This is a genomic window from Limnochorda sp., assembly GCF_047459355.1.
Classification (GTDB): Bacteria; Bacillota; Limnochordia; order Limnochordales; family Limnochordaceae; genus Limnochorda.
Genome location: NZ_VSCV01000004.1, coordinates 25,503 through 45,436, shown reverse-complemented (window position 1 = coordinate 45,436; position 19,934 = coordinate 25,503). Strand labels below are relative to the sequence as shown.

24 protein-coding genes are annotated in these 19,934 nt (G+C 70.9%); 23 read left to right on the top strand and 1 reads right to left on the bottom strand.

Features of this window, described 5'->3' with window-relative positions:
- Positions 1-70: 70 nt before the first annotated feature.
- A complete protein-coding gene (locus FWJ67_RS02975; protein ID WP_414481833.1) occupies positions 71-595 on the bottom strand; it encodes a stage V sporulation T C-terminal domain-containing protein in 525 nt (174 codons plus the stop codon).
- Positions 596-725: 130 nt separating this feature from the next.
- Between FWJ67_RS02975 and FWJ67_RS02970 the strand changes: the two genes are divergently transcribed.
- The 23 genes from FWJ67_RS02970 (at position 726) to FWJ67_RS02860 (ending at position 19,932) form a co-directional block, all read left to right on the top strand.
- The gene (locus FWJ67_RS02970) at positions 726-2,006 is read left to right on the top strand and encodes a competence/damage-inducible protein A (RefSeq protein ID WP_304173092.1); all 1,281 of its coding nucleotides are present in this window, start codon (positions 726-728) and stop codon (positions 2,004-2,006) included.
- Entirely contained in the window at positions 1,978-2,610 is a 633-nt protein-coding gene (gene thpR, locus FWJ67_RS02965; RefSeq protein ID WP_304173094.1) for an RNA 2',3'-cyclic phosphodiesterase, read from the top strand. The genes FWJ67_RS02970 and thpR overlap by 29 nt, the downstream gene beginning before the upstream one ends.
- 27 nt (positions 2,611-2,637) lie before the next feature.
- On the top strand, positions 2,638-3,681 hold the full coding sequence (gene recA, locus FWJ67_RS02960) for a recombinase RecA (protein ID WP_304173096.1): 1,044 nt from the start codon (positions 2,638-2,640) through the stop codon (positions 3,679-3,681).
- A gap of 27 nt (positions 3,682-3,708) precedes the next feature.
- Entirely contained in the window at positions 3,709-4,386 is a 678-nt protein-coding gene (locus FWJ67_RS02955; RefSeq protein WP_304173098.1) for a regulatory protein RecX, read from the top strand.
- A 243-nt stretch (positions 4,387-4,629) separates the two neighbouring features.
- A complete protein-coding gene (locus FWJ67_RS02950) occupies positions 4,630-4,890 on the top strand; it encodes a stage V sporulation protein S (RefSeq protein WP_304173100.1) in 261 nt (86 codons plus the stop codon).
- 8 nt (positions 4,891-4,898) lie between these two features.
- Entirely contained in the window at positions 4,899-5,927 is a 1,029-nt protein-coding gene (locus FWJ67_RS02945) for a dipeptidase (RefSeq protein WP_304173102.1), read from the top strand.
- A 75-nt stretch (positions 5,928-6,002) separates the two neighbouring features.
- Complete coding sequence (locus tag FWJ67_RS02940) at positions 6,003-6,215, top strand: dodecin family protein (RefSeq protein WP_304173104.1); 213 nt, start codon at positions 6,003-6,005, stop codon at positions 6,213-6,215.
- Between the two features lie 20 nt (positions 6,216-6,235).
- Complete coding sequence (locus FWJ67_RS02935) at positions 6,236-6,682, top strand: SpoVA/SpoVAEb family sporulation membrane protein (protein WP_304173106.1); 447 nt, start codon at positions 6,236-6,238, stop codon at positions 6,680-6,682.
- 4 nt (positions 6,683-6,686) lie between these two features.
- On the top strand, positions 6,687-7,727 hold the full coding sequence (locus FWJ67_RS02930) for a stage V sporulation protein AD (RefSeq protein ID WP_304173107.1): 1,041 nt from the start codon (positions 6,687-6,689) through the stop codon (positions 7,725-7,727).
- A complete protein-coding gene (locus FWJ67_RS02925; protein WP_304173109.1) occupies positions 7,724-8,074 on the top strand; it encodes a SpoVA/SpoVAEb family sporulation membrane protein in 351 nt (116 codons plus the stop codon). Before FWJ67_RS02930 ends, FWJ67_RS02925 begins: the two co-directional genes overlap by 4 nt.
- 65 nt (positions 8,075-8,139) lie before the next feature.
- A complete protein-coding gene (locus tag FWJ67_RS02920; protein WP_369686562.1) occupies positions 8,140-8,472 on the top strand; it encodes a phage holin family protein in 333 nt (110 codons plus the stop codon).
- Positions 8,473-8,483: 11 nt separating this feature from the next.
- Positions 8,484-9,956 carry a spore germination protein gene (locus tag FWJ67_RS02915; protein WP_414482097.1) on the top strand — a complete coding sequence of 491 codons (1,473 nt, stop codon included), beginning with the start codon at positions 8,484-8,486 and terminating at the stop codon, positions 9,954-9,956.
- 78 nt (positions 9,957-10,034) lie between these two features.
- The gene (gene lysA / locus FWJ67_RS02910) at positions 10,035-11,390 is read left to right on the top strand and encodes a diaminopimelate decarboxylase (RefSeq protein ID WP_304173115.1); all 1,356 of its coding nucleotides are present in this window, start codon (positions 10,035-10,037) and stop codon (positions 11,388-11,390) included.
- The gene (locus FWJ67_RS02905) at positions 11,387-12,151 is read left to right on the top strand and encodes a segregation and condensation protein A (protein ID WP_414482099.1); all 765 of its coding nucleotides are present in this window, start codon (positions 11,387-11,389) and stop codon (positions 12,149-12,151) included. The genes lysA and FWJ67_RS02905 overlap by 4 nt, the downstream gene beginning before the upstream one ends.
- Positions 12,148-12,777 (top strand): SMC-Scp complex subunit ScpB, encoded by a 630-nt coding sequence (gene scpB, locus FWJ67_RS02900; RefSeq protein WP_414482100.1) that lies wholly within the window; start codon positions 12,148-12,150, stop codon positions 12,775-12,777. The genes FWJ67_RS02905 and scpB overlap by 4 nt, the downstream gene beginning before the upstream one ends.
- Before the next feature lie 295 nt (positions 12,778-13,072).
- Positions 13,073-13,459, top strand: a complete 387-nt coding sequence (locus tag FWJ67_RS02895) for a DUF2953 domain-containing protein (RefSeq protein ID WP_414482117.1) — start codon at positions 13,073-13,075, stop codon at positions 13,457-13,459.
- Positions 13,350-13,829: a GerW family sporulation protein gene (ytfJ, locus tag FWJ67_RS02890; RefSeq protein ID WP_304173121.1), complete on the top strand. Its 480-nt coding sequence runs from the start codon at positions 13,350-13,352 to the stop codon at positions 13,827-13,829. The genes FWJ67_RS02895 and ytfJ overlap by 110 nt, the downstream gene beginning before the upstream one ends.
- 92 nt (positions 13,830-13,921) lie before the next feature.
- Positions 13,922-14,776 carry a pseudouridine synthase gene (locus FWJ67_RS02885; RefSeq protein ID WP_414482566.1) on the top strand — a complete coding sequence of 285 codons (855 nt, stop codon included), beginning with the start codon at positions 13,922-13,924 and terminating at the stop codon, positions 14,774-14,776.
- A 113-nt stretch (positions 14,777-14,889) separates the two neighbouring features.
- Complete coding sequence (gene hisC / locus FWJ67_RS02880; RefSeq protein WP_414482102.1) at positions 14,890-16,407, top strand: histidinol-phosphate transaminase; 1,518 nt, start codon at positions 14,890-14,892, stop codon at positions 16,405-16,407.
- The gene (aroF, locus tag FWJ67_RS02875; RefSeq protein WP_304173127.1) at positions 16,404-17,468 is read left to right on the top strand and encodes a 3-deoxy-7-phosphoheptulonate synthase; all 1,065 of its coding nucleotides are present in this window, start codon (positions 16,404-16,406) and stop codon (positions 17,466-17,468) included. Before hisC ends, aroF begins: the two co-directional genes overlap by 4 nt.
- A gap of 4 nt (positions 17,469-17,472) precedes the next feature.
- Positions 17,473-18,564, top strand: a complete 1,092-nt coding sequence (locus tag FWJ67_RS02870) for a prephenate dehydrogenase (RefSeq protein ID WP_304173130.1) — start codon at positions 17,473-17,475, stop codon at positions 18,562-18,564.
- A gap of 80 nt (positions 18,565-18,644) precedes the next feature.
- Positions 18,645-19,403 carry a (d)CMP kinase gene (cmk, locus tag FWJ67_RS02865; protein ID WP_304173132.1) on the top strand — a complete coding sequence of 253 codons (759 nt, stop codon included), beginning with the start codon at positions 18,645-18,647 and terminating at the stop codon, positions 19,401-19,403.
- Complete coding sequence (locus tag FWJ67_RS02860; protein ID WP_414482103.1) at positions 19,327-19,932, top strand: lysophospholipid acyltransferase family protein; 606 nt, start codon at positions 19,327-19,329, stop codon at positions 19,930-19,932. The genes cmk and FWJ67_RS02860 overlap by 77 nt, the downstream gene beginning before the upstream one ends.
- Positions 19,933-19,934: the final 2 nt, after the last annotated feature.

Genomic DNA, 19,934 nt, shown 5'->3' with positions numbered 1-19,934 from the left:
CCGCCAGCTCCCCCCAACCGTGAGCAGGTTGGGCAGGGAGCCGGGAGCGGCACGCGGAGCACCCAAGGACTCAACCCAGTTGTTTGGCCAGAAAGTCAGCGGCCGTCTTGCAGAGCTTCACCTCCAGCTCGCCCATGGGCTGTTCTTTGGAGAGCAGGAAGACGGCGCCCACCACATCCCCCTCGTGGATGATGGGGACCATGACCTGGTGGGCGGCCTCAAAGCCCTCAACGGGGAGCGGCTGGGCGTCCGCGGAGCGGAAGGGCTGCCGCTCCTCCATCCGCTGGATCACCTCGTCGGGCAGGGAGCGGCCCACCAGCTGCCGCTTGGAAGCTCCGGAAACGGCGATGTAGACGTCTCGGTCGGCGATGACCGCCACATGCCCCGTCGATTCGAAGAGCGAGTCGGTGTACTCCTGGGCGAAGTCTTCCAGGTCGGCGATGGGCGAGTACTTCTTCAGGATCACCTCGCCGTCCCGGTCGGTGAAGATCTCCAGGGCGTCCTTCTCGCGGATGCGGAGGGTGCGGCGGATCTCCTTTGGAATGACGATGCGTCCCAGATCGTCGATGCGGCGAACCATTCCCGTGGCCTTCAAGCAGTTTCCACCTCCCGCGCAAAAGTCTTCGCCTGGGCCGAAGCTTTGATGAGTGGGAGTCAAAGGCAACGACCACAGGAGTTGGCCTGGGGAAGGGCGAAAAGCTTGCCGAACCGGAGGCGATGGACGGGTGCGGGCAGAACTGGTGACCATCGGGACGGAACTGCTTCTGGGTCAGATCGTCAACACCAACGCGGCCGCCCTGGCCGCCCGCCTGACCCAGGTGGGGTTGGATTGTTACTATGTGACCACGGTGGGGGACAACTGGACCCGTCTGGCCGAGGTCCTGGCCCAAGCCCTGGGCCGGTCGGACGTGGTCATCACCTCCGGGGGGCTGGGCCCCACCCAGGATGATCTGACCCGGGAGGTGGCGGCCGCGGTCCTCGGCGTGCCCCTGGAGGAGCGGCCCGAGCTTTGGGAGGCGATCCAGGCCTATTTCCGCGCCACCGGCCGGGAGGCCCCCGAGGCCAACCGGAAGCAGGCCTTCCTGCCCCAGGGGGCCGAGCCCATTCCCAACCCGGTGGGGACCGCGCCGGGTTTTTGGGTGGAGCGGAACGGCAAGATCCTCATCGCGGTGCCCGGTGTCCCCCGGGAGATGGAGTGGATGGTGGACCACGTCATCCTCCCCCGGCTGGCCCGGCTGGCGCCCGAACCGCTCCATTCCCGGGTCCTCCGCTTCACGGGTCTGGGCGAGTCGCACCTGGAGCAGGCGTTGGAGGACCTGATCCGCCACCAGGGCCGGGTGACCGTCGCCCCCTACGCCTCGCCAGGCGAGGTGCGGATCCGGCTCAGCGTGCGGGCCGCCACGGAGGCTGAGGCCCAAAGCCTCCTCGCGCCGGTGGAGGAGGCGATCCTGGAGCGGGTGGGCCGGTACTGCTTCAGCCGGGAGAACGAGCCCCTCGAAGTGGTGGTTGGGCGCATGCTCCGGGAGCGCCAGCTCACCCTGGGGGTGGCTGAATCGTGTACGGGCGGCCTCATCGGCCACCGCCTCACCTCCGTGCCGGGCAGCTCCGCCTACTTCTTGGGCAGTCTGGTCACCTACGCCAACTCAGCCAAAGAGCAGATCCTGGGGGTGCCGGCAGCCATCCTGGAGACCCACGGGGCCGTGAGCCGGGAGACCGCCCTGGCCATGGCCCAGGGGGCCCGGGACCGGCTGGGGGCCGCGTGCGGCCTCGCGGTCACGGGCATCGCCGGCCCGGGCGGCGCCACACCCACCAAGCCCGTCGGCCTGGTCTACGTCAGCGCGACGGTGGGGGAGAGGGCGTGGGTGGAAGAGCACCGGTTCCAGGGCGACCGGGGCTCCATCCAGGCCCGGAGCGCTCAAGCCGCCCTCGACCTGCTCCGGCGGGCGCTCCTGGAGGGCGAAGGGTTTCCAGGAAGGGGTGTCGAACGAACCGGTGGCCAGGTCTGACCGTACCGGGCGTCCCTCGCCCGCCAAGGAGAGGGCCCGTCGGCTCTTCATCGCCGTGCCCCTGACGGCCGCCCTGCAGGAGGCGGTGGTCCGGGTGCGGGCGCCCCTCCCCGACGGGCGGGCCATCCGCTGGGTGGCGCCCGAGAACTTGCACATCACCCTCCGCTTCCTGGGGTCGGTGCCGGAAAGGCGTCTCGCGGACGTGGCCGGCGCCCTGGCTGAGGCCTCACGCCTGGTGGGGCCCTTTCTTCTGGAGCTCGGGTCGTGCGGGTATTTCCCGCCCCGGGGCACGCCCCGGGTCCTCTGGGTCGGCGTGGCGGCGGGCGGGGACCAGCTGAGCTCCCTGGCTGCGGCCGTGGAGGAGGCCCTTGCCCGACGGGGGTTCCCCCGGGAGACCAGGGCCTTCCGGCCCCACGTGACCGTCGCCCGCATCCGGGAGGGAGCGTCCCTGCCGGGCGTGGAGCAGTGGCTGGCCGCGTGGGAGGGCGAGTCCTTCGGCCAGATGCCCGTGGAGACGGTCCACCTCATGGAGAGCCAGCTGCGGCCCCAAGGTCCTTTGTACCGAACCTTGAGCCAAGTTCCCCTAGGCGGCGGGGGGTCCTAGGGTCGGGGGAGAAGGGAGGCGACTCCAGTGGACAAGGAGAAGGCGTTGGAGGTGGCGCTCAGCCAGATCGAGCGTCAGTTCGGCAAGGGGTCGATCATGCGGCTGGGGGAGGCGGCGACCAAGCAGGTCCCGGTCATCCCCACGGGCTCCCTCGCCCTCGACATGGCCTTGGGGGTGGGGGGTATTCCCCGGGGGCGGGTGGTGGAGATCTACGGGCCTGAGTCCTCGGGCAAGACCACCCTCACCCTCCACGTGGTGGCCCAGGCCCAGCGTATGGGCGGGATCGCGGCCTTCATCGACGTGGAGCACGCCCAGGACCCGCTCTACGCCCAAGCCCTCGGCGTGGACATCGAGAACCTGCTCATCTCCCAGCCGGACAATGCGGAGCAGGCCTTGGAGATCGCGGAGGCCCTGGTCCGGAGTAACGCGGTGGACGTCATCGTCATCGACTCGGTGGCCGCCTTGGTGCCCAAGGCGGAGATCGAGGGGGAGATGGGTGACTCCCACGTGGGGCTGCAGGCCCGCCTCATGAGCCAAGCCCTCCGGAAGCTGACGGGCGCCATCTCCAAGTCCATGACCACCGTCCTCTTCACCAACCAGATCCGGGAGAAGGTCGGGGTCATGTTCGGGAACCCCGAGACCACCCCGGGCGGCCGGGCCCTTAAGTTCTACGCCTCCATCCGGATGGACATCCGCCGGATCGAGACCCTGAAGAAGGGGGCGGAGGCCATCGGCAACCGGACCCGGGTGAAGGTGGTCAAGAACAAGCTGGCGCCACCCTTCCGCGAGGCTGAGTTCGACATCCTCTACGGGGAGGGCATCTCCCGGGAGGGGGACGTGCTCGACGTGGGGGTGGCCATGGGTCTGGTGGAGAAGACGGGCGCCTGGTACGCGGTGGGCGATGTGCGGCTCGGGCAAGGCAAGGAGAACGCCCGTCAGTACCTGAAGGAGCACCCTGAGCTGACGGACGAGCTGGAACGGAAGATCCGCGAGGCCATGGGCTGGACGGTGGAGCCCTTGGGCGAGGGTGCGGAGGCCGACGCCCCGGCCAAGGATGGGGCCAAGGAGTAAGCTCCGCTCCCGAAGGGCGCGTCTCCCATGAAACCCCAATCCGAGCGGACCATCGCGAGCATGGAGCCCGCCGGCCGGGGGCCTGCGGGCTCCCGGGTTCGGATCGGCTTCGATGACGGCTCCAGCCTGGAGCTGCCCCACGAGCTGGCCATCGGCCTGGGCTGGCATCCGGGCGACCGGGTGAGCGACCGGGAGGTGGAACGGGCCCGGCGCCGGGGGGAAGCGGTGGAGGCCCGGGAACACGCGCTCCGTCTCCTGGAGTACCAGGCCAGGACCCGGAGCGAGCTCCGCCACCGTCTGGAACGGGCCGGTTACCGCCCGCCGGCCGTCCGCTTCGCCCTCCACTGGTGCGCGGCGCGCGGCTTCCTGGATGACCGGCGCTTCGCGGAAGCCTGGCTCGCCTCCCGCTTGACCCGGCCCGAGTACGGCTCCTACCGGCTCCGCCACGAGCTGATCCAGCGGGGCATCAACCCAGCCCTGGCCCAGGAGCTGGTGGAGGCGGCCCTGCCGCCCGAGACGGAGCTGGAGCGGGCGGTGGAGGCCGCCCGCCGGTATTGGCGCCGCAAGGGAAAGGCCGAGACCCTCTCGCCCCAGGAGGCCCTCAAGCTCAGCCGGTACCTGGCCGGGCGGGGCTTTCCCTACGCCACCGTCCGTGAGGCGGTCCGGCAGTTGGGCGGCGAGCTCCTTCCCGAGGAGACCCCCTGAGCGCCGGCCGCGGGGAAAGGGCGGGTGCCCTCTTGACAGGCCGCCTAGCTCGGCTCACCATGGTTGCACACCCCAAGGAGCAGGGGCCTCTCCCGCCTTGCACCGCCATGATCCAGGCCGGGGGACGGTGCCCGCAAAAAAGTCCACCCATCCCCTGAAATGAAAGAGGATTCCGATACCAGGAGCCACAATCATACGGGTATCGGCAGGCTCCAACGGTTCCGGCACGGAGGAGGCGATCCAGTGGAAGTTCTCAAGGTTTCAGCCAAGTCGAACCCCAACTCGGTGGCCGGTGCGCTGGCCGGGGTGATTCGGGAGCGGGGCGGCGCGGAGATGCAGGCGATCGGCGCCGGCGCCCTGAACCAAGCGGTGAAGGCGGTCGCCATCGCCCGGGGCTTCGTCGCCCCCAGCGGGGTGGATCTGGTCTGCATCCCCGCCTTTACCGACATTGAGATCGACGGGCAGGAACGGACCGCCATCAAGCTCATCGTCCAACCGAGGTGACCCGAGATTTGACCGGAACCGGCATGTCGGCCGCGGCGGCGGAAGCCCTCGCGCGCCGGCTCCACGGGGAAGCGTTCATCGTCGATGCCCATACCGACGCGCTCTTGCACGCGCTCCGGGGCCGGGACCTCCTGGCCCGGACAAGCCAAGGCCACGTGGATCTCCCCCGGCTCCTGGAGGCGGGCGTCACCCTCCAGGTCTTCGCCCTCTGGGCCCCCCGGGAGGCTGGTCCTGCCGGATACCTGGCCCACGCGCTCCGCCAGGTGGCCTCGTTCTGGCAGGCGGTGGACCGCTCCGCCGGGAGGCTCCGGCCCATCCGCTCCCGCCAGGAGTTGGACGGGCTGGTACCGGGAGCGGGGGTGGTGGGGGGGCTCCTCTCCATCGAAGGGGGGGAGATCCTCCAGGGCAGCCTGGAGATGGTGGAGATCTTCCACCGGCTGGGCGTTCGGGCCCTGGGCCTCACCTGGAACCACCGGAACGAGCTGGCCGACGGCTGCCTGGACCCGGAGGCGGGGGGCGGGCTGACCCGGTTCGGCCGGGAGGTGGTCCGGGCATGCGAAGCCCGCGGCTGGGTGCTCGACGTCTCCCATCTGTCCGAGCGGGGCTTCTGGGATCTGATGGAAACGGCCCAGGGGCCCGTCATCGCCTCCCACTCCAACGCCCACGCGGTCCATCCCCACCCCCGCAACCTGCGGGACGAGCAGCTGGTGGCCCTGGCCCAAAAGGGCGGGGTGGTGGGACTGAACTTCTACCCCGGCTTCCTCACCCACGAGGCCCGGGGAACCCTTCAGGACCTGGTCCGGCATGCGGTCCACATCGCCCAGGTGATCGGCCCGGAACACCTGGGGCTGGGCTCGGATTTTGACGGCATCAGCCAAACGCCCGAGGACCTGCCCGATGTGACCGCCCTCCCCCGGCTGACGGCCGCCCTCTTGGAAGCCGGCTTCAGCGAGGAAGAGACCCGGGGCATCCTGGGGGGCAACTTCCGCCGGCTCTTCCAATCGGTCCTCCCGGTGGCTGAAGAACCCTCCCTCTGAGGGGACCCGGCCCCGCAGAAGGCCGCCCCCGGCCGCGCAGACTACCCTCGACACTGCATGGTGGAGGGTGAGTGCGTGGCCGTCGTCAAGGTGATCGAACTGGTAGGCGACTCCCCCAACAGCTGGGAGGAGGCGGTGAAGAACGCGTGCCGGGAGGCCGCCAAGACCGTGCGGAACATCACCGGCGTGGAAGTGCTCAACTGGACGGGCAACCTGGGGCCCGACGGTGAGATCCAAGAGTACAAAGCCAACATCCAGATCGCCTTCCGGGTGGAAGGCGACCGGTAACGGCTCGGGGAGGGAGCGGGGTGGGGGATCTCCAGGGGGCCCAGTTCCAGGCGACGGTGGAGGCGGTGCGGCCCAAGCCGGACTACATCGGGAACGCCCTGCGCGCCTTTCTCGTGGGCGGCCTCATCGCCCTCTTGGGCCAGGGGGTCACCGAGTACTTCCTCGCCGCGGGGTACACCACGCCTCAGGCCGGCGCCCGGGCGGCGGTGGTGATGGTCTTCCTCGGGGCCATCCTGACGGGCCTGGGTTGGTACGACCGGATCGCCCAGTTCGGCGGCGCGGGCGCGGCCATCCCTGTCACGGGCTTTGCCAACGCGGTGGTCGCCCCCGCCATGGAGACCCACCCCGAAGGGACGGTGATGGGGACGGGATCCCAGCTCTTCACCGTCGCCGGCCCCGTCATCACCTACGCGGTGGTGGCCGGGGTGCTCTCCGCGCTGGCCCGCTGGCTGGTCCTGGGAGGCTGAGGGGGTGGCCACCCGACTGGGCCGGCGGAGCGTCACCTTCGACCGGGCGCCGGCCATCATCGAGACCGCCAACCTGGCCGGGGCCATGGAGTTCGACGGCCCCTTGGGCGAGTACCTCCAGGTCCGCATCGACGACCCCTACCTGGGGGAGGCCTCCTGGGAGAAGGCGGAGAGCCGGATGCAGGAAGAGGCCCTCCGGGCCGTGCTCCGGCGGGCGGGTCGCCAGGAGACGGAGGTGGACCTCTGCATCACCAGCGACATGCTCAACCAGTGCACCTCCTGCAGCATGGCCCTCCGCCACCTGGACGTGCCCCATCTGGGCATCTTCTCGGCCTGCGCCAGCCTGACCGAGGCTCTCTACCTCGCGGCCACCGCCATTGAGGCGGGCACCGCGGGACTGGTCATGGTCGATGTCTGCAGCCACCACGAGTCGGCGGAGCGGACCTACCGGTTCCCCACCGAGCTGGGGATCCAGCGGCCCCCGACGGCCCAATGGACGGCGACGGGCGCGGTCGCCTTCCTCATCCAGGCAGGCGCGGCGGGGCCACGGATCACCGGGGCCACCGTGGGCCGGGTGATCGACGCGGGCATCACCGACCCCTACGACATGGGGAGCGCCATGGCGCCCGCGGCGGTGGACACCCTGGTCACCCACTTCCGGGAGTTCGGCCGCGCCCCTGACGCGTACGATCTGATCCTCACCGGCGACCTGGCCCGGGTGGGAAGCGCCGTCGCCCGCCAGCTCCTCCGGGAGCAGGGCTACGAGCTGGGCGACCGCTACAGCGACTGCGGGGTGCTCCTCTACGATGCCGAGCGGCAGGACGTCCACTCGGGCGGGAGCGGCATGGCCTGCTCCGCCTTGGTCCTGAGCGGTTTCCTCATGCACCAGCTCCGGACGGGCCGCTACCGGCGGATCCTCCTGGCGGCCACCGGGGCCCTTCACAGCCCCACCACCTACAAGCAGGGGGAGAGCATCCCCGCCATTTGCCACGCGGTCGTCCTCGAGGCGGAGCCCGGCGGCGCAGGGGAGGGGGAGGGGGCGTGAGCTACCTGCTCGCCTTCTTGGTCGGGGGTGGACTGACGGCGCTGGGGCAACTCCTCATCGACGGGACCAAGCTGACCAACGCCCACATGATGGTGGTCTTTGTGGTGAGCGGCGCCGTTCTCACCGGCTTGGGGCTCTACGAACCCCTCCTGGAGGTGGCCGGGGCGGGGGCGGCCATCCCCGTCTCCAACTTCGGCTACGTGGTCACCCAAGGGGTCCTCCAGAAGCTTCAGGCTGAGGGGCTCTTCGGCCTCTTCAGCGGCATCTTCTCCGTGGCCGGCGGTGTCATCGGCGCCGCCATCCTTTTCGGGTACGGCATCGCCCTCCTCTTCAAACCCCGGGGGTAGCATGTATCATCGGCCGTCCAAGGGAGAGACTAGCCTCGTAACGCTATGGGAGGAGTGTGGTGCGCGTGGATTGGGTGGGTGCAGCGGTCCGCTTTGTCGTCTCCGCCTTGGTCTTGATGTTCGTGGCGGCCATCTTGCCGGGCTTTTCGCCCATCAGCTTCGGCACCGCGTTGCTCGCGGCGGCGGTCATCGCCGGGATCGGCTGGGTGATCGAGGCGACCCTGGGCCGGCGGGTCTCGCCCTACAGCCGGGGGATCGTCGGGTTTCTGGTTTCGGCCATCGTCATCTGGGCCTCCCAGTTCCTGGTCCCTGACCTGAACGTTACCTTCCTGGGCGCCCTCCTGGCCGCGTTCGTCATCGGCATCATCGACCTCTTCGTGCCCGTCAACCTGCGCTAGGGGCGAGGCCCATGGCCCGGCAACCGGCCAAGGTGGCCCGCTCCCTCCAGACCAACCTGGAAGAGCTGGGCCGGAGGCTCGGAGTGGAGACCAACTTTGACGTGGTCGTCCGGGAGATCGAGATCGGCGGGCGGAAAGCCGCCCTCGTCTTCGTGGACGGCCTCTGCAAAGACATCCTCACCCGGGTGCTCCAACAACTTCAGGAGATGACGCCCCGAGAGCTGGCCCCGGACCCGCTCCGGGCCATCATGCACCGGGGGCTCAACTACTTCGAGGTGGAGACCACCGACCTTTTGGACCAGGTGGTCGACTCGGTCCTGGCCGGTCCGGCCGCGCTCCTGATCGACGGCGTGACCACCGCCGTCATCATCGACAGCCGGACCTACCCGGCCCGGTCGGTGGATGAGCCCGCCTTGGAACGGGTCACCCGGGGGCCGAAGGATGGCTTCACCGAGACCCTGGTCGTCAACACCGCCCTGATCCGGCGGCGGGTGCGGGACCCCCAGCTCCGCTTCGAGGTGCTCCGGGCGGGGACCCGTTCCCAGACCGACATCGTCGTCGGCTACCTGGCCGACGTGGCCTCCCCCGCCCTGGTCGCAGAGATCAAGCGGCGGGTCCAGGCCATCGAGACGGACAGCGTGGTGAGTGGGGCCCGCACCGTGGAGGAGGCGATCCTGGGCCGGAGCCTCAACCCCCTTCCCCGGGCCCGGTACACCGAGCGGCCCGATGTGGCCGCCGCCCACCTGTGGGAGGGCCACGTCCTGCTCCTGATCGACACCAGCCCCGTCGCCCTCATTCTTCCGGCCAACCTGTGGCACTTCACCCAGCATGCGGAGGAGTACTTTCAAAGCCCCCTGGTGGGGACCTACCTCCGCTGGGTGCGGCTCTTGGGGATCGCCGCCTCTTTGTGGCTGACGCCTCTGTGGCTGGTCCTGGCCCAGTGGCCGGGGCCTCTGCCCGGCTTCCTGGGCACCATCGGCCCCAAAGAGCCGGCCGCCTTGCCCCTGCTGGTCCAGTTTCTGGTCCTGGAGGTGGGGATCGATCTCATCCGCATGGCCCTCATCCACGTGCCTGGCGCCTTGGCCACCTCCCTGGGTATTGTCGGCGCCATCCTCCTGGGCCAGTTGGCGGTGGATGTGGGCCTCTTCGTCCCGGAGACGTTGCTGTACACCGCCCTCACCTTCCTGGGCTTTTTCGCCACGCCGAGCCAGGAGCTCGCCCTCAGCTTCCGCCTCTTCCGGTACGGGCTGCTGGTGGCCGCGGGGCTCCTCGGCTGGCCCGGGCTGGTGGCCGGGACGTTGCTGATGGGGCTCTTCATGGCGGCCACCGAATCCCTGGGGATGCCCTATCTGTGGCCCCTGATCCCCTTCGACTGGGAGGCCCTGCGGGGGCTGCTGGTCCGCACCCCCATCCCCAGCGTGCGGCGGCGGGCCCCTGGCGCGGCCTCGCCCGACCGGCCCCGGCCCGAGCCCTCGCCCGCCTAAGACCTCGCCAGCCCCATCGTTGACCGGCTTGACCCCTCTGGGATACCATGGGCAGAGATGATGACCAGGGGGGCGACCATGCGACTGCGGGGCACCATGCGGGTGAATGAGGCCGGGCGGCTGGAGATCGGCGGCTGCGATACCGTCGAGCTGGCCGAGCGGTTCGGCACGCCACTCTATCTCCTGGACGAGGCGGCCTTCACCGCCCGGGTGGCCGAGCTGGCCGCCGCCTTTCAAGCCGCGTATCCGGGCGAGGTGGCCCTGGTCTACGCGGGCAAAGCCTTTCTCACCGTGGGCTTCGCCCGGCTCCTGGCCTCCCTGGGGTTGTGGCTGGACGTCGCCTCCGGCGGCGAGCTGTACACCGCCAAGGCGGCGGGCTTTCCGCCCGAGCGGCTCCTGGTCCACGGGAACAACAAGTCTGATGAGGAGCTCCGCATGAGCCTGGAGGGGGGCGCGGGGCGGCTGGTGGTGGACAACCTCCCCGAGCTCCGCCGGCTGATCCGCCTCGCTCAAGGCAAGGCAGTCCAGACCCGGCTCCTCCTCCGGATCCGCCCAGGGATCCCCGTCCACACCCACAACCACATGCAGACGGGCCAGGAAGACTCCAAGTTCGGCCTGGGACCCGACGAGATCACCCAGGCGGTGAGCCTCTTGCGGGACGCGCCCCACCTGCGGCTGGTGGGGCTCCACGCCCACCTGGGCTCCCAGCTCCACGACCCCGAGCCCTACCGCCGCCTGGCCGAAGGGATGGTGGCGTGGCTGGAGCGGGTGGGGGAGCTCTACGGCCAGCCCCTGACCGAGCTGGACGTGGGGGGCGGGTGGGCCGTCGCCTACCGGGAGGGGGATCGGGAGCCGCCCATCGGCCTGTGGGCGGAGGCCGTGGGAACGGGCGTTCAGGAGGCGGCCGCCGCCCGGGAGATGCCCTTGCCGAGGCTTCTGGTGGAGCCGGGCCGGATCGCCATCGCCCCCGCCGGCACCACCCTCTACCGGGTGGGGGCGGTGAAGACGATCCCCGGGGTGCGGCGCTACGTGGTGACCGATGGGGGCCTCTACGAGAACGTGCGGGCTGCCCTGTACGGGGCCAACTATGAGGCGGCCGCGGCCAACAAGATGACGGCTCCCCCGGACCGGTCCCTCCCCACCCGGGTGGTGGGGAAGAACTGCGAGTCGGGGGATGTGATCGCCGACAACGTCGCCTTGCCCCCGCTGGAGCCGGGGGATCTGGTGGCGGTGCCCGTGACCGGAGCCTACCATTACTCTATGGCGAGCAACTACAACCGGCTGCCCCGCCCGGCGGTGGTGGTGGTCCACGAGGGGGAGGCGGAGCTCTTGGTGGAGCGGGAGAGCTACGCCGACCTGATCCGCCACGACCGGATCCCCGCCCGGTGGGTCCAGGCCGGCGCCCTGCCAGAGAGCGTGAGCCGCAGGCCGTGAGCAGCGAGCGGGTGGAGCTGCGGGGAAGCGACTACCAGGTCCGCCTCGCGTTGTATGAGGGCTCCCTCCGGGGCCTTCTGGACCTCATGCGCCGGGGCGAGATCGCGCCGGAAGAGGTGCCCCTGGCCCAGATCGGCCGGGAGTACCTGGCCTACCTGCAGGGGCTGGCCGCCCCCGAGCCTGACCGGGAAGGGGAGGCGGTCCTCACCTACGCGCTCCTCATGTGGACCAAGCTCCAGAGCCTCCTTCCGGGCGAGCCGGAGCCCCCGGACGAGGAGCTGGACGAGGAAGAGATCCGGGAGCTTCTGGAGCGCCATCAGAGCCGCTACCGCCAGGTCCAGCAGGCCAGCGAGTGGCTGGCCGCCCGGGCCGAGGCAGCCAAGCGCTCCCTCCCCCGGCCGGCCGGCAGCCCGGCGGAGGTGCCGCCGGAACCGCCGCCCGAGGTGCTCCCCCAGGAGCCCCTGGATCCCCAGCTCTTGATCGAAGGGCTCCGCCGGGTGCTGGCCCGGCTCCCCCGGGAGGTGGAGCCGCCCACCCGGCCCATCGACTGGCCGGCCATCGTCCGCCGGGTCCGGCAACGGCTGGCCGCGGGGCGGCAGGTCCTCTTCGAGGAGCTGGTGGCCGGCGCCAGCCGGCGGGAGGTGATCGCCTCCTTCCTGGCCCTCTTGGAGCTGGTCCGGCTGGGTGAAGCCCGGGTCTGGCAGGAGGAGCTCTTCGGGCCCATCTATGTCACGCCCTGCGAAGTGGTGGTGCGTCCGTGACCCCTGAGAAAGAAGCGATCCTCGAGGCCTTGCTCTTTGCCTCGGCCGAGCCCCTTTCCCTGGCCCGTCTCGCGGAGCTGATGGGCTCGCCCCCGGCGGTGGTCCGGGGCCTCTTGGAGGCCTACGGGAACCGGCTGGCCAGCGATCCCCGGCGGGGGGTCCGCCTGGTGGAGGTGGCCGGCGGCTACCGGCTGGAGACCCGGCCTGACCTGGCCCTCTGGATTCACCAGCTGGACCGGCCCGACCGGGAGCTCCGGCTGAGCCGGGCCGCCCTCGAGTGCCTGGCCATCGTGGCGTACCGCCAGCCCGTCACCCGGGCGGAGATCGAGGCGGTGCGGGGGGTTCAGTCGGAAAGTGTGCTCCGCTGGCTGGAGGAGCATGGGCTGGTGGAGGAGGCGGGCCGGAAGGAGGCGCCTGGGCGGCCCATCCTCTACCGCACCACGGCTCGCTTCCTGGATCTGTTTGGCCTCAAGAGCCTGGACGAACTGCCCCGGCCCGACCTGCCCGAAGAGGAGGGGCAGGGCTCCCGACGGGAGGGGGAGGCCCCGAACCACGACGGGCGCCCCGACGGGCGCCCCGCCCCGGCCCCGTCCGAGGGTGACGGCATCGCCTCGGTGGCAGAGTAAGGCGGGGAAAGGATGGTTCACCAGGCTGGGAGGGGGCTGAGGCGTGAGCTGGGACGGGCTCTGGCCGCTTCTGGCCCTGATCGCTTGGATCACCCTCCTGTTCAGCCCCATCCTCCTGGAGCTGGACGTCCGCTGGCCCGCGCCGGTCGGCGAGCCCAGCGTGGCCGTCCAGTGGCTGGTGGGACCCTTCCGCATCGGCCTCCCATCCCGCTTCTCCGGCTCCGCCGGAGACCAGCCACGGCCCTCGTGGCAGCAGGCCCGCTCGACCGCCCTGGTGGTCCGGGACCTGGACCGGATGGTGGAGTCGGTCCGGAGGCTGGAAGGGCAGGTCGCCGTGGGGACGGGGGATCCGGCCTCCACTGCGTTCTTGAGCGGCGTCGCCTGGGCCGCCTGGGGGGCGCTCCTCGCCTCGGTGCAGAGCCGGATCCGGATCCAGACCCCGCCCCGGGTGGAGATCACGCCCCGGTACGGCCAGGGAGGAGTTGCCGTCCGCCTCCACTGCATACTCCAGACGCGGCTCGTGCACGTTATCGGTGCGATGCCAAACCTGAAGGTCCTTGGAGGCGGGCGTCATGGCCGAAAGCGTGCACCCTATGGACAGCGTCATGCGGCACACCATGGAGAACCTGAAAGAGATGGTGGCGGTCAACACCATCCTGGGCGAGCCGGTGGAGACGCCTGACGGCAGCGTCATCCTGCCCGTCTCCCGGGTCTCCTTCGGCTTCGCGGCCGGCGGGACCGAGTTCCAAGGCGCCCCCACCGGCCGGCGGGAGGAGCGGGAGAGCGCCCCCTTCGGCGGCGGGAGCGGGGCGGGCATGTCCGTCAGCCCCGTGGCCTTCCTGGTGGTGGGGCAGAACGAGGTCCGGCTCCTGCCCGTGGATGCCAACCCGCTCTACGACCGGCTCATCGACCTGGCCCCCAAGGTGCTCCACCAGCTCTTGGGCCTCTGGCAGCCCGAGGGGACGGTGGAGGAGGCGCCGGCCGGAAACGGCTACCCGTCCCAAGCCGACGGCTACCGGGGCCCGGAACGGAGCCAGGCGACCCGGCTCTAAGGCGCCTCCTCCGTCTTTACCCGCCCGGCCCCCGAAGGTATACTCGGGGTGAGTGGAGGCCCCAGGAGCCTCCCAGGGTGGTGGCCATCCCCTTGCCTCGTCGGCGCCCGCCGCGGAACCAGGCGAGCCAGAATCGAGCCCCTTCGTCCCATCGATCCATGCCTTCCCAGGGCCATGGGCGCCGCCCGCCCCAGGAGGGCCCGCCTGCCGGTGCCTCCGCGGCCGGCGGCGAGCGGCTCCAGAAGGTCCTGGCGCGCGCCGGTCTCGGCTCCCGCCGGGCCTGCGAGGAGCTGATCCGGCAGGGCCGGGTCTGGGTGGACGGCCGGCCGGCCAGCCTGGGCCAGCGGGTCGACCCGGCCCGATCCCGGATCGAGGTGGATGGCCAGCCCCTGCGTCCCCCGGAACCCCTGGTCTACCTGATGCTCCACAAACCCCGGGGCGTCGTCTCCACGGTCGCTGATCCCCACGCGACCCAGACCGTCCTTGACCTGGTGCCCCACAGGACCACCCGGCTCTACCCCGTGGGCCGCCTGGACCGGGAGAGCGAGGGCCTGCTCCTCCTCACCAACGATGGGCGCCTGGCGGAGCGGCTCCTCCACCCCCGGTACCAGATCCCCAAAATCTACCGGGTCTGGGTGGCAGGCCGCATCGGTGAGAACGCCCTGGACCAGCTCCGCCGGGGCGTCCCCTTGGAGGATGGCGTGACCGCTCCCGCCCACGTCCGCGTCGTCGATGCGACGGAGGAGGGGAGCCAGCTGGAGGTGGTCCTCCGGGAGGGCCGGAAGCGCCAAATCCGCCGGATGGCCGAGTTCGTGGGCCATCCCGTCACCCGCCTGCTCCGGGTGGGCTTCGGGCCCCTCCGGCTGGGCCCTCTGCCGCCGGGCCAGGTGCGGCCCCTCACCCAAGAAGAGCTGGCCCAACTCCGCCGGACCGCCCGGCTGCCCTGACGGGGGCCCCAGCTTTCCCCTTCAGCCCTTGTAGCCGGTCCGCCTTTGTGCTACAGTCATACCAAATTTGGACGGCCGAAGCCGGTCCCGAGGGCATGGAGGAGGGGGTTCAGGTGCGGCTCCGGGGCATCCGAGGAGCCATTACGGTAGCGGAAAACTCCGAAGAGGCCATTCTTGATGGGAGCGAGCAACTTCTGGCCGAGATCCTCCGGCGCAACCGCGTCCACCCCGAGGACGTGGCCGCCATCTTCTTCACCGCGACCGAGGATCTGACCGCGGCCTTTCCCGCGGCGGCGGCCCGAAGATTGGGGCTGGACGCGGTCCCCACCATCTGCAGCCGGGAGATCCCCGTGCCGGGTTCCTTGCCCCGGTGCATCCGGGTGCTGGTCCAGGTCCACAGCGAGCGCGCCCTGGATCAGATCCAGCATGTCTACCTGGGGGAGGCGGTCTCCCTCCGGCCCGACCGGGCTGGGGTGGAGCCTGAGAGCACCCCGGCCGGTCCGCAACTCCGGCCCGAGGCGGAGCGGATCCGGCCGTACGTCCCCGGGCGCAGCCTGGAGGAGGTCCGCCGGGAGCTGCGCCTGGAGCATGTGGTGAAGCTTGCCTCCAACGAAAACCCCCTGGGCCCGTCGCCCAAGGCCCTCGAAGCCTTGAGCCGGCCCGGCTTTTTGGAGAACCTCCACCGCTACCCCGATGCCTCCTTCCGGGCGCTGCGGGAGGCCCTGGCCCAGAGGCACGGCCTGGCACCCGACCAGGTGGTGGTGGGCAACGGCTCCGATGAGCTCTTGAAACTCTTGGGCGAGGCCTATCTCCGGCCGGGCGATGAGGTGGTGCTGGGCTCGCCCTCCTTCAGCGAGTACAGTTACGTCGCCCGCCTCATGGGCGCCCAGGAGGTGCTCGTCCCCCTGGAGGGCGGGCAGGTGACGGCGGAGGCGGTGCTGGACGCCATCACCCCCCGGACCCGCCTCCTCTTCCTCTGCACCCCCAACAACCCGACGGGAACCGCCCTCGACCCCGAGGAGTTCCGCCGGCTGGTGGACGAAGTGCCGTCCCATGTGGTGGTCGCCCTGGATGAAGCCTATCGTGAGTACGTCCGGCCCGAGCGGCGCATCGACAGCCTTCTGCCCATCCGCCAGGGGAAGCCCTGGATCTCCCTCAGAACCTTCTCCAAGATCTACGGCCTGGCGGGGCTCCGGGTGGGGTACGGTCTGGCGTCGGCCCCGGTGGCGGCGGCCATCATGCGGGTGAAGGAGCCGTTCAACGTCAACCAGGCCGCCCAGGTGGCCGCCCTGGCGGCCCTGGAGGATGAGGAGCACCTCCGCCGGAGCCAGGAGCTGGTCTGGCATGAGCGACGCCGCCTGGAGAAGGCCCTCGCCGCCCGGGGGCTCCGGTGCGAGCCCAGCGAGGCCAACTTCCTCCTGATCTGGCTGGGCCAGCCCGACGGGCCGGTGACCGAGGGCCTCCTCCACCAGGGGGTCATTGTGCGGGGGGGCTCCCAGCTGGGCGCGCCCGGCGCCATCCGGGTGACCGTGGGCCTGCCCCGGGAGAACACCCTCTTCCTGGAGGCCCTGGACCGGGTCCTCCACCGGGAGGCGGTCGGGGCCCGAGTGTCAGGAGGCGATGCCGTGTGATCGTGGTGATGAAGGCCGACGCAGGGGAGGCGGAACTTCAGGCCGTCGTCGCTCGGATCGAGGAGCTGGGGCTCCGGACCCACCTCTCCCAGGGCGAGCACCGGACCTTGGTGGGCGTCATCGGGCAGAAGCCCCAGGGCCTGGCCGAGCGGCTGATGGCCATGGACGGTGTGGAACGGGTGGTGCCCATCCTCCAACCCTACAAGTTGGCCAGCCGAGAGTTCCAGCCCACGCCCAGCCGGGTCCGGGTGGGCCCGGTGGAGTTCGGCCCCGAGGCCATCGTGGTCGCCGCGGGGCCCTGCTCCGTCGAGTCCCCGGAGCAGCTCATGGAGACGGCCCAAGCGGTCCGTCAGGCGGGGGCGGTGCTCCTCCGGGGCGGCGCCTTCAAGCCTCGCACCTCGCCCTACGCCTTCCAAGGCCTGGCCGAGGACGGCCTGAAGCTGCTGGCCCAAGCCCGGGCGGCCACGGGCCTGCCGGTGGTGACCGAGGTGGTGGCCCCGGGCGATGTGGAACTGGTCGCCTCCTACGCCGACATGCTCCAGATCGGCGCCCGCAACATGCAGAACTTCGCCCTCTTGCGGGAGGTGGGCCGGAGCGGCATGCCCGTCCTCCTGAAACGGGGGCTTTCGGCCACCATTGAGGAGTGGTTGATGGCCGCGGAGTACATCATGTCCGAAGGGAACCACCAGGTCGTCCTCTGCGAGCGGGGGATCCGCACCTTCGAGACGGCCACCCGGAACACCCTCGACCTGAGCGCGGTCCCTGTGGTGAAGGAACGCTCCCACCTGCCCATTGTGGTCGATCCCAGCCACGGCACCGGGGCCTGGCACCTGGTCCTGCCCATGGCCCTGGCCGCGGTGGCGGCCGGCGCCGACGGCCTCTTGATCGAAGTCCACCCCAGGCCGGCGGAAGCCCTCTCCGACGGGCCCCAATCCCTCAAACCGGACCGCTTCGCCCAGCTGATGGCCGGCGCCCAGGCGGTGGCCCAGGCCGTTGGCCGGTCCCTGGCCACCCTGCCGGTTCTGGACCGGCAGCCGGCAACAGGAGCCCGGGGAGGCTAAGCCTGTGCGGGTGGGGATCGTGGGGGTGGGGCTCATCGGCGGCTCCCTGGGGCTGGCTCTTCGGCGGTTCGGGGGGGCGGACGCGGTGGTGGGGGTGGTCCCCACCCCCGAGGAAGGCCAGCAGGCCCAAAAGCTGGGCGCGGTGGACGCCTGGTCCGTCACCCCGGAGATCCTGGCAGGCTGCGAGCTGGTGGTCCTGGCCACCCCTGTGGAGGTGATCCTGCCCGCCCTGGAGCGGGCCCTCCCCCACCTGGACCCGGAGGCCACCGTCACCGACGTGGGGAGCATCAAGGCGACCATCTGCCGGGAGGCCCAACGGCTGCTCGCCCCCACGGGGCAGCCGTTCGTGGGTGGCCACCCCATGGCCGGGTCGGAGAAGGGCGGGGTGGAGGAGGCCGATCCCTACCTGTTCCAGCACGCGGTCTACGTCCTCTGCCCGCCGGCGGACCATCCTCGGCGGGCGGAAGGGGTCGCCCGGGTGCGGCAGCTGGTGGCCGCGGTGGGAGCGGAGGCCGTCGAGCTGGATCCGGAGGAGCACGATGGGCTGGTCGCGGCGGTGAGCCACCTGCCCCACCTGGTGGCCGCCGCCCTGGTCCTCTCCCTGGAGAACCGGCCGTCTCCCTGGACCGACCGCCTGGCCGCCGGGGGGTTTCGGGACACCACCCGGATCGCCTCGGGCAACCCCCGCCTCTGGCGGGAGATCCTCTTGGGCAACCGGGCGGCGGTTCTGGAGCAGGTGGCCAGCTTCCGGCGAGCCCTGGCCAGGCTGGCCCAAGCCCTGGAGCAGACCGACGGTGAAGGGTTGGAAGGGCTGCTGGCCGTCGCGGCCCGGCGCCGGGCCCAGGTGACGGCCAACGCGCGGGGGCTCCTCGCCCCCCACCCGGAGGTGATCGTGCGGGTGCCCGACCAGGTGGGGGCCATCCACCGGGTAACGGGGATCCTGGCCGATGCGGGGATCAATCTGGCTGATATCGAGATCCTGCGGGTGCGGGAGGGCGAGGGGGGCAGCCTCCGCCTCGCCCTGGAATCGGAGGCCGATCGGGACCGAGCCTGCCGCCTCCTGGAGGCGGCGGGCTACTGGGCCCGGAGCCGCTGAGGCCCGGGCGGGGGTCGGGACGCCCGCGGCAGGTCTTGGCAGCCCGCCCTCGAATGAAGTGGGACGGGAGGCGTTCCTGTGTGAACCATCGCTTCCGGATAGCCATCGACGGTCCGGCCGGGGCGGGGAAGAGCACCGTCGCCCGCCGCCTGGCCCAGCGGCTCGGCTTCCTCTACATCGACACCGGGGCCATGTACCGGGCCCTCACCCTGAAGGCCTTGGAGGTGGGCGCCCGGTGGGATGATCCCGAGGCCCTCGCCCAGCTGGCGCGGGAGAGCCGGATTGAGCTGGTGCCCGCCCCGGAGACGTCCCGGGGCATCCGGGTCTTTTTGGATGGCCGGGAGGTGACCGAGGCGGTCCGGGCCCCTGAGGTGGGGCGGCATGTCTCCAAGCTCGCGGCCGTTCCCCAGGTGCGGGAGGTCATGGTGGAGCAGCAGCGGGCCCTGGCCGCCCAGGGCGGGGTGGTGATGGATGGTCGGGATGTGGGGAGCGTCATCCTCCCCGATGCGGAGCTGAAGATCTTCCTCACCGCCACCCCCGAGGAGCGGGCCCGGCGCCGGTGGCTCGAGCTGCAGGCGCAAGGGTATGCCGTCACGTGGGACGAGGTGGTCCGCGACGTGACCGAGCGGGACCGGCTCGACGCGACACGGACGACAGCCCCTCTGCGTAAGATGCCGGACGCGATCGAGGTGGAAACGACGGGCAGGGACGTGGAGACGGTAGTGGAAGAGATTCTCCGTCTGGCGAGAGGGGGCGGACGGCATGCTCTACCGGATGCTCAAACCCCTGGTGAAGCGTCTCCTTTGGGCTTTCTTCCGGGTGGACCTGATCGGCGCTGAGCGGATCCCTTCGGAAGGACCCGCCATTCTCGCCGCCAACCACGTCAGCTGGCTGGACGCCATCCTCCTGGCCCTGGTGGCCGACCGGCCCATTCACATGGTGGCCAAGCAGGAACTCTTCCGCATTCCCGTGATCGGCTTCATCCTCCGTCGTGCCTACGTGATGGAAGCCCACCGGGACGGTTCGGACTACGTGCTCCTTCGGCGGGCCCTTCAGCTCCTCCGGGACGGCCACCTGGTGGGCCTGTTTCCCGAGGGGACCCGCAGCCGGACCGGCCAGCTCCAAAAGCCCCGGGGCGGTGTGGCGTTGCTCGCCTTCCACGCCAACGCGCCCGTCATCCCCGTGGCCGTTCGGGGGACGGACCAGGTCTACGAGAAGGGGTGGCTCTGGCGCCCCCGTCCCGTCCGGATGGTGGTGGGCCAACCCCTCACCTTGGGCCAGCGTCGGGGCCGGGTGGGCCGGCAGGAACTGAACGAGGCGAGTGGCCGTATTATGGGTGCCATCTCCTCCCTCTTGGAAGCCATGTGAAG

Coding starts and splice junctions, on each gene's coding strand:
- lysA (WP_304173115.1), top strand. CDS start 10,035: ATGCGACTGCGGGGCACCATGCGGGTGAATGAGGCCGGGCGGCTGGAG.
- FWJ67_RS02860 (WP_414482103.1), top strand. CDS start 19,327: ATGCTCTACCGGATGCTCAAACCCCTGGTGAAGCGTCTCCTTTGGGCT.
- FWJ67_RS02915 (WP_414482097.1), top strand. CDS start 8,484: ATGGCCCGGCAACCGGCCAAGGTGGCCCGCTCCCTCCAGACCAACCTG.
- ytfJ (WP_304173121.1), top strand. CDS start 13,350: ATGGCCGAAAGCGTGCACCCTATGGACAGCGTCATGCGGCACACCATG.
- FWJ67_RS02895 (WP_414482117.1), top strand. CDS start 13,073: ATGGTGGAGTCGGTCCGGAGGCTGGAAGGGCAGGTCGCCGTGGGGACG.
- FWJ67_RS02955 (WP_304173098.1), top strand. CDS start 3,709: ATGAAACCCCAATCCGAGCGGACCATCGCGAGCATGGAGCCCGCCGGC.